Below are 14,139 nucleotides of genomic sequence, written 5' to 3' on the forward strand. Positions count from 1 at the left end.
CCCGCACCCCACGCCCACCACCTACGCGAATCGAGGTCACCACCACCCTCACGCGCCACGCTCCGATCGTTTCGGGTGGGGGCGCGGTTCCGACGGAGAGCCCACCTGGCTCGACCACCCGAGCCCCCCCTGCACCTGCCTGGGGTATTTTCGAAAAACCCTCTCTCACTACAGGAAGTTCCCGATCGTGAACTCGAACACCAGCGGGTCCTCGTTGCCCTGGCGGTCGAGCGGGATGCCCCACTCGAACCGCAGCGGGCCGATCGGCGAGAACCACCGGAACCCGAACCCGACCGACTTGCGCAGGCCCTCGGTGAGCGACTCGGGGAACCGGAAGCACGGGTCGTACTTGGGCGAGATGCTGGTGGTCACGCTCGACAGGCCGCTGCAGTAGCGGGCCTCGAGGTTGTAGGCGTTGCCCATGTCGAAGAAGACGACGCCCGAGATCGCGAGGCGCTTGATCAGCGGGAACTCGACCTCGCTGTTCCAGATGACCTGCATGTTGCCGCCCAGCGGCAGCTCCGACAGGCCCTGGTCGGGCGAGATGCCGGTCTGGAGCCGCGGCCCGAGCGAGCGCGGGCTGAAGCCGCGGACGTCGTAGATGCCGCCGATCAGGTAGCGCTCGCTGATGGGCACGCCCAGCGGGTCGGTCGAGGTGGTCAGCCCGACCTCGGCGTTGGTGTGCAGCACGAACGGGCCCCAGAGCTGGCGGTAGTGGCGGAGGAAGCCGCCCCAGCGCCAGAACACGTTCTCCGAGCCGGTGTACTTGTCGGCGTACTCGATGAAGGCGTTGTCGTACCAGCCGCCGGTGGGGAACAGGCGGTTGTTGCGCGAGTCCCACTGCAGCGAGGCCCGGACCGACGAGGTCACGCCGCCGCGGAACAGGTTCGCGACCTGCTGGTTGGAGATCGGCTGCCGGATCGGCCCCAGCGACGCGAAGCCGCTGCCGCCGGTCGAGATGCCGACGTCCTCGAGCTTGTAGGTCACGAACGCCCGGGCCTCGTACGAGATCGGGTAGCCCCAGGTCAGGCTGAAGCCGGCGGCGTTGCGCGAGAAGTTGTTGAACGCGCGGCTCTGGTTGTACAGGTCGAACGCGAACGTCCACTGGGTGTCGAGGAAGTACGGCTCGACGAACCGCAGCAGGAACAGCTGGCGCAGGCTCGACAGCTGCGCCTGCAGCGCCAGCGTCTGGCCGCGGCCGAACAGGTTGTTCTGCGAGATCTGCGCCTGGGCGATGAAGTTCTCGACCGACGAGAACCCGGCGCCGATCTGGAACGTGCCGGTGGGCCGCTCGCTGACCTCGACGTTGACCTCGACCAGCTCGTCGGAGCTGCCCTTGCCGGTCGAGACCTCGACCCGCTCGAAGAAGCCCAAGGCGTTGATGCGGCGCTTCGACTCCTCGAGGTTCGACGACGAGTACAGCTCGCCCTCGGCGATCTTCATCTCGCGCCGGATCACCTTGTCGCGGGTCTTGGAGTTGCCGCGGATGTTGATGCGCTCGAAGTACGCCTTCTTGCCGCTCTCGATCTCCCACACCAGCTCGATGGTGTTGTCCTTCATGTTGGGGATCGTCATCGGCGACACGTTGGCGTACGCGTAGCCCTGGTCCATGTAGTAGTTGGCGAGGCGCTCGCGGTCGCCGGCCAGCCCCGAGCGGCTGAAGCGGTCGTGGGCGTGGGACACCAGCTTCTTGCGGTGCAGGGCCTCGTCGCCGATCAGCGAGCCCTTGAACTTGATGTCGCTGTAGGAGAAGACCGGCCCCTCGTCGATCGGGATCGCGACGTACATGTACTTCTTGTCGCGCGACAGCTGCAGGCGCGGCGTGCCGATCTTGACCGCGGCGTAGCCCTTGTCCCAGTAGTGCGCGCTGATGATCACCAGGTCGCGCTCGAAGTCGGCCTCGTTGAACGTGCCCGAGTCCGACAGGAACGACATCGCCCCGCCCTTGCGGGTCGCGATGTAGTTGCGGAGCTCGTCGTCGGAGATGTTCTTGTTGCCGATGAAGTCGACGCCGCGGATCTCGATCTTGGCCCGCTCGTCGACCTTGAACCAGACGTCGACCTCGGCCTCGTTGACCGGCTTGACCTCCCAGTCGATCGACGCCAGGTAGTAGCCCTTCTGGTTGTAGAGCTCGGCGATCTTGTCGCGGTTGGCCTTGACCTTGGTGATGTCGAGGATCGTGTCGCGGTCGAGGTCGAGCACCTCGTTGATCTTGTCGAGCCCGACCTCGCCGGCGCCGTCGATCAGGATCTTGCGGACCGACGGCTTCTCCTTGACCGCGAAGGTCAGGATCGCGCCGCCGCCGGGGGCGAGCTCGGCCTCGACCACGACGTCGGAGAAGAAGCCCATCTTCCACATCGCGCGCACGTCGTCGCGGATCTTGGCCGGATCGATCGTGGCGCCGACCTTCGAGGTCAGCGCCAGGCGGATCGTGTCGGCCTCGACCTTGCGGTTGCCGCGGAACTGGATGCGGTCGATCGGCCGCCCGGCCAGGCGCGGGATGACGTCGGCGGCGTCGTCGGCCACGGGCTGGGCCAGGGCCGGCGCGGCCACGGCCACCGCCAGCGCGGCGATCACGAGCACGCGGCTCAGGGCGCGGACGCTCACGACGCCGCCTCGGTCGCGGTCGGCGTGGCCGCCGCGTCGTGCAAGCGACCACCGTCGGTCATGGTCAGGGTCCTGGGCATCAGGCGCGCCAGCTCGAGGTTGTGGGTGACGACCAGGAGCGTCGACCCGCGCTCGCGATGCAGCTCGACGAACAGCTGGTGGATCTCCTCGCCGGTGTGCCGGTCGAGGTTGCCGGTGGGCTCGTCGGCCAGGAGCAGGGCCGGCTCGAGCACCATCGCGCGGGCCAGGGCGACGCGCTGCTGCTCGCCGCCCGACAGCTCCGAGGGCTTGTGGGTCAGGCGGTGCGACAGGCCGACCCGCCCGAGGATGTCGGTGGCGCGGGCGCGCACCGCCGGCTTGGGCAGGCGCTGGATCAGCCCGGGCATCATGACGTTCTCGAGCGCGGTGAACTCGGGCAGCAGGTGGTGGAACTGGAAGACGAACCCGATCTTGCGATTGCGGAACATCGCCAGGCGCTCGGGGCCCATCGTCGTGAGCTCCTCGCCGTCGAACTTGATCGAGCCCCGGGTCGGCAGATCGAGCGTGCCGAGGATCTGCAGGAACGTCGACTTGCCGACGCCCGACGCGCCGACCACCGCGACCATGTCGCCCGCGGCGAGGTGCATCTCGACGCCGCTGAGCACCGACAGCACGCGGCCGCCGTGGAGGTACTCCTTGCCCATGCCGACGATGTCGACCTGCGCGCCGACGCCACGCTCGCGGCGGGGGCCGGGGACGGGCGCGACGGGCGGTGCGCTCGAGGCGCTCGGGGGTGTCGTGGGGGGGGGCGAGGCGTCGTCGATCACGCGAATCTCTAGGCGGCGCCGGAACTTAGTCGGCAGGTCCGGGGCTGTCAACGCGATTGGACCCCGACTCACGCCCCCGGGTTGCCTCGAGATCGCCGACGGCGGTCACAGCCCCAGGGTCGCGCCCAGGGTCCACAGCCGCACGCCGCCCTTGGAGTCGTCGGCGAACGTCAGCTCGTCCTGGCTGACCTCGGCCCAGATCGCGGCCTGGCCCAGCAGCGGCATGGTCAGGCGGTACTCGAGCCCGAGGCCGGCCACCATGCCGTCGGCCGACTCGCCGAAGCGCGGGTCGAGCTCGCGCAGCCAGACCCGCTCGACACCGAGCCGGCCGTAGGCGCCGAAGTTGCCGTCGAGCGGCACCGACAGCCGGGCGTGGGCGCCGGCGGCGATCGCGTCGCCCGCGCCGACGCCGAAGCGCCCGACGCTGGCCTCGATGGCCAGGCGGCCCAGGCTGTGGCCGAGCGCGATGCGCTGCTGCGGCACGTCGCTGTCGCCGGTCGAGGCGGCGACGGTGAGATCGCCCTGCCCGCTCGGCGAGCCGCCGATGCCGAGCGAGACGTAGGTTCCAGCGGAGGCGAGCGCGGGGGCGGCGAGGAGCGCGGGGAGGAGCGCGGAGAGGAGGACTGCGGGGCGCATGACCTCGACATGAGCAACCGCCGTGCCACGCGGGCGCGCCGTCGTCACGGCGGGTTACCGCGCGATCATGACCCCTGGTTCACGGTCGCCCGCACACGTGGTCGCGGCGGCCACACCTGCCGCAGCGGCGTCGATCTCGATCCTGCGCCCGGATCGTGCCCGTGGCGTGGACGGCGCCAGCGGCCGGTCGCGCCGCGCATGGCCTCGACCGGGAGCGGCGGCGGCGGACGCCGCGCGATCCCCGCAAGGATCGCCCGCCAGGATCGCGGCGGTCACTTCTTCAGGCCGACGGCCGGCCGCAGCTGCGAGCCCAGCACCGACGGGTAGATCGTCGCGGCGAAGCTGATCACCAGCGCCGCGATGTAGACCAGGCCCACGGTCGCGAGGTCGATCTGCACCGGCAGCCGGTCGATGTAGTAGACGTCGGGGTTGATCGGGAACCCGAACGCCTTGAGCCAGGCGCACAGCCCCAGGCCGATCGCGACGCCGAGCGTGCCGCCGATGAAGCCGATCAGGCTGCCCTGGGTCACGAACACCGCGACGATCCCGAGGTCGCTAGCGCCCAGGGTCTTGAGCAGCGCGATCTGCCGGGCCTTCTCGATCACGGTCATGATCAGCGTGCCGACGATCGAGAACGACGCGACGATGATGATGATCGCGAGGATCATGAACATCGCGATCTTCTCGAGCTTGAGGGCCGAGAACAGGTTGCGGTTGAGCTCGCGCCAGCCCTGGACGTGGTACGCGGGGCCGATCTCCGTCGAGATCCGCTTGACCAGCGCGTCGACGTCGTCGGGATCGCTGATCCGCACCTCGATGCCGTCGACCGCGTCGCCCAGGCGCAGGAACCGCTGCAGCGAGTCGAGCGTGACGTAGACCAGCTTGAGGTCGTACTCGTACATGCCGGTGAAGAACTGGCCGGCCACCCGGTAGTCGCGGTTGAACGGGATCGGCGTGCCGTTGGCGTCGGGGTTCATCGGATCGGCCAGCGGCGACACCATCCGCACCTCCTGGCCGGTGAACAGGTGCATCTGCTTGACCAGCTCCTTGCCGACCAGCACGCCCGACAGCGTCGACACCCGCGACGGCGGTCGGCCGCCGCCGCCGAGCTCCGGCGGTGGCGCGTCCTCGGACAGGTCCCGGGGCGCGGCGTCGGGCAAGGCGTCGGCGCCGTCGGCGAAGTCGGGCGGCGCCGGATCGAACGCCGGCGGATCCGCGGTCGGATCGCTCCAGTCGATCGGATCGCCGGCGCTCGGCAGGTCGTCCGGCGCCGGGTCGATCACGTCGCCGGTCGGCGGCGCGGCCGGCGCCACGGCCGGGGCCTCGGGGCCGTCGCCGACCAGGGGCTCGAGCCGGTCGAGCGCCTCGGGGTCGTCGAGGCTCTTGCGCAGCGACGTCACCTCGACCGCGCTGGCGACGTCGATGCCCTTGACGACCACGTTCGAGTAGTTGCTGTTGGCCGCGATCACGACCTCGCTGGTGGCGAACGGGGTCGACGCGACCACGCCCGGGACCCGGTCGATCCGCGCGCGGACCTCTTCCCACTCGACGAACTCGCCGTCGTCCTTCGAGACCTGGACGTGGGCGTTCGAGCCGAGGATCTTGGACCGCAGGTCGCCCTCGAAGCCGTTCATGACCGACAGCACCGTGACCAGCGCGGCGCAGCCGATCGAGACCCCGACGATCGACACGGTCGAGTAGAACGTGAAGAAGATCCGGATCAGGAACACGTAGACGCACACGCCGCTGACCGCGAACGCGATCGCCCCGGCCGACAGGACGTCCTGACGGTAGGGCGAGCCGGTCTCGATCAGCGAGCGCGGGTTGGGCGCCTCGAGCACGAAGTGCCCGACCGCGGTCAGCGCGCCGCCCGTCACGAACGCGACGATCGCGACGATCACCGCGATCCAGCTGACGTGGATCGGGTGCGCCATGAGATAGCGCAGCGCCACGAAGATCTGGAACCGGCTGCGGCTCATGCGGGTGACCTAGGCGGTACCACTTCCGGCCCGGGCGCGCTACTCGGCCCGCATCTGCGGGAACAGGATCACGTCGCGGATCGACGCGGCGCCGGTCAGCATCATCGCCAGACGATCGATGCCGATGCCCTCGCCCGCGGTCGGCGGCATGCCGATCTCGAGCGCGCGGCAGTAGTCCTCGTCGTAGTCCATCGCCTCGTCGGCGCCGACCGCCTTGGCCTGCTGCTGGGCCTGGAACCGGGCGCGCTGATCGTCGGGGTCGTTGAGCTCGGAGAAGCCGTTGGCGATCTCGCGCCCGGCCACGAACAGCTCGAACCGATCGCAGAACGCCGGATCGCGCTCGCTCTTGCGCGCCAGCGGCGACACCGCCAGCGGGAACTCGCACAGGAACGTCGGCTGCACCAGCTTGGCCTCGGCCGTGGCCTCGAACACCAGGTAGCCGAGGTGGCCGGCGCGCACCCGCGCGGTCAGGCCGGCGTCGTCGGCCGGGTAGCCGGCGACGATCCGCGGCGCGACCCCGGCCGCGGTCGCGGCGTCCCTGAGCTCGGCGGTCAGCGCGGCGCGATCGAGGCCGCGCGCGCCCTCGGCCACGCCCTCGAGCAGCACCCGGACGATGTCGGCCGCCGGCACGCCGTGGGCCAGCGCGATCGCCGCGCCCGCGACCGGATCGGTGAACAGCGCCGCGGTGTCCTCGGCCGACAGCCCGCCGAGCTGGTGGACCGCGTCCCTGATCGTGATCCGGCGCCACGGCCGGGCCAGGTCGAGGTCGACGCCGTCCCAGGTCAGCTTGGTGCCGCCGCAGATCTCCTCGGCCAGGCCGGTGATCATCTCCTCGGTCAGGTCCATCAGGTCGGTGTAGACCGCGTAGGCCCAGTAGAACTCGAGCATCGTGAACTCGGGGTTGTGCTGGCGCGACAGCCCCTCGTTGCGGAAGTTGCGGTTGATCTCGTAGACCCGCTCGAGCCCGCCGACCACCAGCCGCTTCAGGTACAGCTCGGGCGCGATGCGCATGTACAGGCGCATGTCGAGCGCGTTGTGGTGGGTGATGAACGGGCGCGCCGCGGCGCCGCCGATGATCGGGTGCATCATCGGGGTCTCGACCTCGAGGAACGCCCGCTGGTCGAGGAACCGGCGGATGCCGGCGACGATCTTCGAGCGCTTGACGAACACCTCGCGCACGTCGGGGCTGATCGCCAGGTCGACGTAGCGCTGACGGTAGCGGGCCTCGACGTCGGTCAGGCCGTGCCACTTGTCGGGCAGCGGCCGGATCGCCTTGGTCAGCAGGAACAGCCGGGTCACGAGCACGCTCAGCTCGCCGCGCTTGGTCCAGAACGCCGCGCCCTCGGCGCCGACGATGTCGCCGACGTCGAGCTCGGGCACGACCGTCGCGAAGTCGTCGGCGTCGAGCTGATCGATCGCGAGGTAGAGCTGGATGTCGACGCCGCCGTCGCGGATCGGCGCGAACACGGTCTTGCCGAAACCGCGCTTGGCGACCAGGCGCCCGGCCAGCCGCACGACCTCGCCGTCGATCGGCGTGATCGGCGCGCCCTTGTCGCGCGGCGCGTCGGCGGCCGGCGGCGGCGGCTTGGTCGGCTCGTAGCGCGCGCGCACCGCCGCCACCGTGTGGCTCGGGCGGAAGTCGTTGCGGTACGGATCGCGGCCGGCGGCGCGGAGCTTGGCGGCCTTGGCCCGGCGCTCGGCCATGATGCGGTCGAGGGTGGACTCGTAGCTGGGCCCGTCGGACATGGCCGCGGAGCCTACACGAGAACGTGCTATCACGCGCCCCATGAGGACGATCGCGTTGGTCGCGCTGGCCGGCCTGGCCGGCGTGGGATGCAAGGGCAAGGCGAAGGACGGCGGCGGGCCTGGATCAGGATCGGGGTCGGGCACCGCGGGGACCACGGCCGCCGCGACCTGCGCCGGGCCCGACGCCAAGGGCCCGCTGCGCTGGTTCGAGGACGACTACCCCGCGGCGCTGGCGTGCGCGCGCGCGTCGCACCGCCCGCTGGTGATCGACATGTGGGCGCCGTGGTGCCACACGTGCCTGTCGATGAGCGCGACCGTGCTGATCGATCCGTCGCTGGCGCCGCTGGCCGATCGGTTCGTCTGGCTCGCCCTCGACACCGATCGCGAGGCCAACGCGGCCGCGGTCGGAACGTTCGCGCTGCAGAACTGGCCCACGTACTTCGTCCTCGACGCCGCCGACGAGAGCATCGCCGCCCGCTGGCTGGGCGCGGCCGCGGCGCCGCAGTTCCGGCAGTTCCTCACCGACGGCGAGCGCGCGGTCCTGGCCAGCCGCGGCGGCGCGGCGCTCGATCCCCTGCTGGCCCAGGTCCGGGCCGGCGACGTCGCCGCCAGCGCCAAGGACTGGGCCGCGGCCGAGGCCGCGTACGCGGGCGCGCTGGCCGCGGCGCCGGCCGACTGGCCGCGCCGGCCCGACGTGCTGGTCGCCCAGATCGCGGCGCGGCAGAAGGCCGGCGACGTCGCCGGCTGCCTGGCGCTGGGCACGAGCGCCGCCGGCCAGACCGGCGCGAGCGCCAACGCCACCGACTTCCTGGTCTGGGCCCTGGCCTGCGCCGACGCCGAGGGCGCCGACCCGGCCGCGGCCAAGGCGCTGCGCGAGCGGGCGGTCAGCGTGCTCGGCGCGCTCGACGCCCAGGCCGACGCGCCGCTGTCGCTCGACGACCGCAGCGATCTCATGCTCAACCTGCGCGAGGCGCTCGGCGCCCTCGGCCGCACCGACGACGCGCGCGCGGTGGCGACGCGCCAGGCGGCGCTGCTCGACGACGCCGCCGCCAAGGCCGGCTCGCCGGCGGTGGCGATGACCTACAACTGGCACCGGGCCGAGGTCTACGTGTTCCTCGGCAAGGGCGCGGAGATCGTGCCGGCGCTCGAGCAGTCGACCAAGGATCTGCCGACCGAGTACGACCCGCCCTACCGCCTGGCGTGGGTGTACCTACGGATGGGCCAGGCCGCCGAGGCCAAGCGCTGGGCCGAGGACGCGCTCGGCAAGGCCTACGGGCCGCGCAAGGTCCGCGTCGCGAACCTGGTGGTCGAGGCGTGCAAGGCGCTGGGCGACGGCGCCGCCGAGCGGGCCGCGCGCGAGGGACTGGTGGCGACGCTCGCGGCGCTGCCGCCCGAGATGGCGCAGCCCGAGAACCTGGCCAAGGCGCGCGCGGACCTCGCGGCGATGACCGGAACCGGGCCGCCGGACCGGACCGGGCCGGAACCGGAGCCGGAACCGGAACCGGAGCGCGCTGACCCATGACGATCGATCGCGCGGCGTCGATCGACACGATCCTGGCGCAAGGCGGAGCCCCGATCGATCCGGCCTACGGCGAGGTGGTGCCGCCGATCCGCGTGTCGACGACCTACGCGCGCGACCCGGCCTACCAGCTGCCGACCCGCGCCGCCTACAGCCGCGACGACAACCCGACCTCGCGGCCGGCCGAGGCGCTGCTGGCGGCGCTCGAGGGCGGGCCCGAGGCGATGATGTTCGCGTCGGGGATGGCCGCGGCGACCGCCGTGATCCAGGCGCTCGCGCCCGGCGACCACGTGATCGCGCCGCGGATGATGTACTGGGGCCTGCGCGGCTGGCTGGTCGAGCACTGCCGGCGCTTCGGCCTGGGACTCGATCTGGTCGACACCCACGTCACCGACGCGGTGCGGGCGGCGCTGCGCCCGGGCACGACGAGGCTGGTGTGGCTCGAGGTGCCGGCCAACCCGACCTGGGACGTGGCCGACGTGGCCGCGATCGCCACGCTGGCCCACGCCGCCGGCGCGCGGGTCGCGGTCGACGCGACCGCGGCGACGCCGGTGCACCTGCGGGCGCTCGCGCTCGGCGCCGATCTGGTGATGCACTCGGCCACCAAGTACCTGAACGGCCACTCCGACGTGATCGCCGGCGCGCTGGTGACCGCCGCCCTCGACGAGGCCTGGCAGCGGCTGCGCGCGCACCGCCACGACGTCGGCGCGGTGCTCGGGCCGTTCGAGGCGTGGCTGGTCCACCGCGGCATGCGCACGCTGGCGGTGCGGGTCCGGCGCCAGAGCGCCGGCGCCCTCGCGGTCGCGACCGCGCTCGCCGGGCACCCCGGGCTGGTCGACGTGCTCTACCCGGGCCTACCCACGCACCCGCACCACGCGGTCGCCGCGCGCCAGCTGCACGACGGCTTCGGCGGCATGCTGTCGCTCCGGGTCGCCGGCGGCGCCGAGGCCGCGCTCGCGGTCGCCGGCCGGCTGCGGTTGTTCGCCCGCGCGACCTCGCTCGGCGGCGTCGAGTCGCTGGTCGAGCACCGCGCGTCGGTCGAACCACCCGACTCGCCGGTGCCGCACGATCTGTTGCGCCTGTCGATCGGCCTCGAGGACCCCGGCGAGCTGATCGACGATCTCCGCGCCGCACTCGGTTAGCAGCGGCCAACGGTCGATCGAGCGACTGGTCTGGCCACCTGCTCCGGCCCGTGCTCCAGTCGCGGCCATGCGCCAGCCCGTGATCGCCCTCCTCCTCGTGTCCGCGGTCGCCTGCGGCGGCGACGACACCTCCGCCGGTGCCGACGCCGGCCTCGACAGCGGCTCGACCGTCCACGCGTTCGTGCCGACGCCGACCGGCACCTGCCCGCCGCTGGTCACGGGCGATCAGATGTTCGCGCCCGGCGGCGTCGCGCCGCGCCGGGTCAAGCTGACGCTCAGCCCCAGCGCCGCCCGCGGGCCGCTGATCCTCTACTGGCACGCCACCGGCAGCAACACCGACGAGGCCGCCTACGCGCTCGGCGCCACCCAGCAGGCGCTGGTCGACGCCGGCGCGGTCATCGCGGTGCCCGCGGCCGATCCCGCGGCCGGGCAGTTCCCGTGGTTCATCGTCAACCAGAGCACCCGCCAGGACGACTTCCTCGTGGCCGACGAGATCGTCGCGTGCCTGGCCCAGGCCAACCGCATCGACACCGATCGCGTCCACTCGATGGGCATGAGCGCCGGCGGCCTGCAGACGACCGGCATGACGTTCCTGCGCGGCACGTACATCGCCTCGGTCGCGACCTACTCGGGCGGCGTCCCCTCGATCTTCACGCCGCCGCCGCTCGATCCCGACAACAAGTCGGCCGCGCTGATCTTCTACGGCGGCACGTCGGACAACGTCTTCAACGTCGACTTCCAGGACGCGGCGATGCGCTTCTACACGCTGCTCACCGACGGCGGTCACTACGCCGCGCTGTGCAACCACAACACGGGCCACGCGATCCCGCGCGACGCCGCGCCCTCGGTCGCGCAGTTCTTCGCCGACAACCCGTTCGGCGCCTGGCCGTCGCCCTACGCCGCGGCCGGCCTGCCCGCCAGCTTCCCGGCCTACTGCGCGCGCTGATCACCGCGCCGCCCCGGCCGCCCGCCGCGTCGGCCAGGAACGCGCGCTGATCACCGCGCTCGCCGCCCGCCGCCGGTCGGCCAGGCCGCGCGCGTCCTGCCGGCGCCGACCACGCATCCACGCCGCCGCCCCGGCGGGTCCGCGCGCGCGCCCCCGCCGTGCACCAGCGCCCGAGGCCTACGCGGTCGCGCCGGCGCGCTGGAGCAGGTACGTGCGGATCAGCTCGTCGAGGTCGCCGTCGAGCACGGCCGAGACCTGGCTGGTCTTGACCTCGGTGCGGTGGTCGTTGACCTGCTGGTACGGGAACAGCACGTAGCTGCGGATCTGGCTGCCCCACTCGATCCGGAGCTTGGCCTTGGCCTCCTCGGCCGCCTTGGCCTCGCGCTTGGAGACCTCGAGCTCGTACATGCGCGCGCTCAGCATCTTCATCGCCTTGGCCTTGTTCGAGTGCTGGCTGCGCTCGTTCTGGCACTGGACGACGATGCCGGTCGGCAGGTGGGTGATGCGCACCGCCGAGTCGGTCTTGTTGACGTGCTGCCCGCCGGCGCCGCCGGCGCGGTAGGTGTCGATCTTGAGGTCCTCGGTGTTGATGTCGACGACGATGTCGTCGTCGATGTCCGGGGTGATCGTCATCGACGCGAACGAGGTCTGGCGCCGGCCCTGCTGATCGAACGGCGACACCCGCACCAGCCGGTGGACGCCGTTCTCGGCCTTGAGCAGGCCGAACGCGTTCTCGCCGGTGATGATCATCGTCGCGCCCTTGATGCCGGCCTCCTCGGCCGGCTGCTCGTCGACGACCTCGGTCTTCCAGCCCTTGCGCTCGGCGTAGCGCATGATCATGCGCATCAACATCTGGGCCCAGTCCGAGGCGTCGACGCCGCCGGCGCCGGCCTGGATCTGGACGATCGCGCCCTGGCCGTCGAACTCGCCCGAGAGCATCCGCCGGAACTCGAGGTCGTCGAGCGCGGCGCTCACCGCCTTGGCGGCGGCGACCGCCTCCTGGCCGGTGGCCTCGTCGCTGGCCTCGTCGGCCAGCTCGAGCAGGATCTCGGCGTCCGACAGCGCCCGCATCTGGTTGTCGTAGGCCGACACCAGCGACTTGAGCGACTTGGTCTGCTTGGTGATCGCCTGGGCCCGCTCGCGGTCGTTCCAGAACGACGGCGCGTTGGCCAGCGACTCCAGCTCCTCGATCTTCAGGCGCTTGGGTTCGAGGTCAAAGTAACCTCCGGAGCGACTCGGCCTTGCCCGAGAGCTCCTTCAAGAGGTCGCGGACCTCGCGCACGTCGACAGTGGTCAGCGGCATGGCGCACCCTATACCGTGTCGCGGCGCAGCGGCACAAGCTCGGCGCGCCGGCCCAGCGGCACCGGGTACTCGCCGGTGAAGCAGGCCGAGCAGTAGCCCCCGGCGTTGACCGGGCCGGGCTCGCGCACCACGACCGCGCCCATCAGGCCGTCGTGGGACAGGTAGCCGAGCGAGTCGCAGGTGACGTAGCGGGCGATCTCCTCGATCGAGTGCGAGGCCGCGACCAGCTCGCTGCGGGTCGGGGTGTCGATCCCGTAGAAGCACGGGTGCGTGGTCGGGGGCGCGCTGATCCGGAGGTGGATCTCCTTGGCCCCGGCCGCCCGCAGCATCTTGACGATCTTGCGCGAGGTCGTGCCGCGCACCAGCGAGTCGTCGACGACGACCACGCGCTTGCCGTCGACGACGCTGCGCACCGGCGACAGCTTCAGGCGCACGCCGAAGTGGCGGATCGAGTCCTGGGGCTCGATGAACGTCCGCCCCACGTAGTGCGAGCGGATGAGGCCCATCTCGAACGGGATGCCGGCCTGCTTGGCGTAGCCGATCGCCGCGGGGACGCCGGAGTCGGGCACCGGGATCACCACGTCGGCCTCGGCCGGCTGCTCGATCGCCAGCCGCACGCCCATGCGCTCGCGGGCCCGGTAGACCGACTTGCCGTTGACGAGGCTGTCGGGGCGCGCGAAGTAGACGTGCTCGAACACGCAGAACTTGTTCTCGACGGGCTCGGGCTGGACCCGGTGGCTGGTCAGGCCGCGCTCGTCGATGACCACCATCTCGCCCGGCTCGACGTCGCGGATGTACTCGGCCTCGATCAGATCGAACGAGCTGGTCTCCGACGACAGCACGTAGCTGTCCTTGAACCGACCGATCACCAGCGGCCGGAAGCCGTGGGGGTCGCGCACGCCGATCAGCTTGCCGTCGGCCAGCAGCACCAGTGAGTAGGCCCCGGTGACCTGGCGCAGGGCGGCGATCAGCCGGGCGACCAGGTCGAACTCCGGCACCTTGGCCATCAGGTGGACGATGCACTCGGTGTCGCTGGTCGTCTGGAAGATCGAGCCGGACGCCTCGAGCCGCGTGCGCAGGTCCTCGGCGTTGACCAGGTTGCCGTTGTGGGCGATGGCCACCGACCCGCCGGCGTAGTCGAACAGGAACGGCTGGGCGTTGCGGATCTCGGAGCCGCCCGCGGTCGAGTACCGGGTCTGGCCGATCGCCGCGCGTCCGGGCAGCCGGGCCAGGGTCTTCTCGTCGAAGACGTCGGTCACCAGGCCCATGCCGACGTGGCGCCGGAGGCCTTCTCGCCCGCGACGATCCCCGCAGACTCCTGGCCGCGGTGCTGGAGGGCGTGGAGGCCGAGGTACGCCAGGTTGGCCGCCTCGTCATGACCGTGGATGCCGAAGACGCCGCACATGGGGTTCCCGGTACCACGCCCGGTCGGCCCTGTCATCCGGCGATCACCTC

Annotated in this window: 9 protein-coding genes and 1 pseudogene; 3 read left to right on the plus strand and 7 right to left on the minus strand. The window is 71.7% G+C overall.

Features of this window, described 5'->3' with window-relative positions; genetic code table 11:
* Window positions 1-168 precede the first annotated feature (168 nt).
* The 5 genes from bamA to IPL61_11610 all read right to left on the minus strand — a co-directional run bounded on the left by bamA (window position 169) and on the right by IPL61_11610 (window position 7,732).
* The gene (gene bamA, locus IPL61_11590) at window positions 169-2,607 is read right to left on the minus strand and encodes an outer membrane protein assembly factor BamA (GenBank protein MBK9031950.1); all 2,439 of its coding nucleotides are present in this window, start codon (window positions 2,605-2,607) and stop codon (window positions 169-171) included.
* Entirely contained in the window at window positions 2,604-3,290 is a 687-nt protein-coding gene (locus IPL61_11595; protein MBK9031951.1) for an ABC transporter ATP-binding protein, read from the minus strand. The genes bamA and IPL61_11595 overlap by 4 nt, the downstream gene beginning before the upstream one ends.
* A gap of 228 nt (window positions 3,291-3,518) precedes the next feature.
* Entirely contained in the window at window positions 3,519-4,049 is a 531-nt protein-coding gene (locus tag IPL61_11600; protein ID MBK9031952.1) for a hypothetical protein, read from the minus strand.
* Window positions 4,050-4,321: 272 nt separating this feature from the next.
* On the minus strand, window positions 4,322-6,028 hold the full coding sequence (locus IPL61_11605) for an ABC transporter permease (protein MBK9031953.1): 1,707 nt from the start codon (window positions 6,026-6,028) through the stop codon (window positions 4,322-4,324).
* Window positions 6,029-6,067: 39 nt separating this feature from the next.
* Window positions 6,068-7,732, minus strand: a complete 1,665-nt coding sequence (locus tag IPL61_11610; protein MBK9031954.1) for a lysine--tRNA ligase — start codon at window positions 7,730-7,732, stop codon at window positions 6,068-6,070.
* 82 nt (window positions 7,733-7,814) lie between these two features.
* Here IPL61_11610 and IPL61_11615 point away from each other — a divergent pair, with 82 nt between their 5' ends.
* The 3 genes from IPL61_11615 to IPL61_11625 all read left to right on the plus strand — a co-directional run bounded on the left by IPL61_11615 (window position 7,815) and on the right by IPL61_11625 (window position 11,381).
* A complete protein-coding gene (locus IPL61_11615; protein MBK9031955.1) occupies window positions 7,815-9,296 on the plus strand; it encodes a thioredoxin family protein in 1,482 nt (493 codons plus the stop codon).
* On the plus strand, window positions 9,293-10,435 hold the full coding sequence (locus IPL61_11620; GenBank protein MBK9031956.1) for a PLP-dependent transferase: 1,143 nt from the start codon (window positions 9,293-9,295) through the stop codon (window positions 10,433-10,435). The genes IPL61_11615 and IPL61_11620 overlap by 4 nt, the downstream gene beginning before the upstream one ends.
* Before the next feature lie 79 nt (window positions 10,436-10,514).
* Complete coding sequence (locus tag IPL61_11625; GenBank protein MBK9031957.1) at window positions 10,515-11,381, plus strand: hypothetical protein; 867 nt, start codon at window positions 10,515-10,517, stop codon at window positions 11,379-11,381.
* A 177-nt stretch (window positions 11,382-11,558) separates the two neighbouring features.
* Here IPL61_11625 and prfB read toward each other — a convergent pair whose 3' ends face one another.
* Both prfB and IPL61_11635 read right to left on the minus strand, forming a co-directional pair.
* Entirely contained in the window at window positions 11,559-12,578 is a 1,020-nt protein-coding gene (prfB, locus tag IPL61_11630; protein MBK9031958.1) for a peptide chain release factor 2, read from the minus strand.
* Between the two features lie 114 nt (window positions 12,579-12,692).
* Window positions 12,693-14,089, minus strand: a pseudogene (locus IPL61_11635) (amidophosphoribosyltransferase).
* Window positions 14,090-14,139: the final 50 nt, after the last annotated feature.

It is taken from the genome of Myxococcales bacterium, from assembly GCA_016717005.1.
In the GTDB taxonomy this organism is placed as follows: Bacteria; Myxococcota_A; Polyangia; order Haliangiales; family Haliangiaceae; genus UBA2376.

Excerpts from the sequence above, each read along its gene's own strand:
- IPL61_11595 (MBK9031951.1), bottom strand. The coding sequence starts at position 3,290 with ATGGGCAAGGAGTACCTCCACGGCGGCCGCGTGCTGTCGGTGCTCAGC.
- IPL61_11600 (MBK9031952.1), bottom strand. The coding sequence starts at position 4,049 with ATGCGCCCCGCAGTCCTCCTCTCCGCGCTCCTCCCCGCGCTCCTCGCC.
- IPL61_11605 (MBK9031953.1), bottom strand. The coding sequence starts at position 6,028 with ATGAGCCGCAGCCGGTTCCAGATCTTCGTGGCGCTGCGCTATCTCATG.
- IPL61_11610 (MBK9031954.1), bottom strand. The coding sequence starts at position 7,732 with ATGGCCGAGCGCCGGGCCAAGGCCGCCAAGCTCCGCGCCGCCGGCCGC.
- IPL61_11615 (MBK9031955.1), top strand. The coding sequence starts at position 7,815 with ATGAGGACGATCGCGTTGGTCGCGCTGGCCGGCCTGGCCGGCGTGGGA.
- IPL61_11620 (MBK9031956.1), top strand. The coding sequence starts at position 9,293 with ATGACGATCGATCGCGCGGCGTCGATCGACACGATCCTGGCGCAAGGC.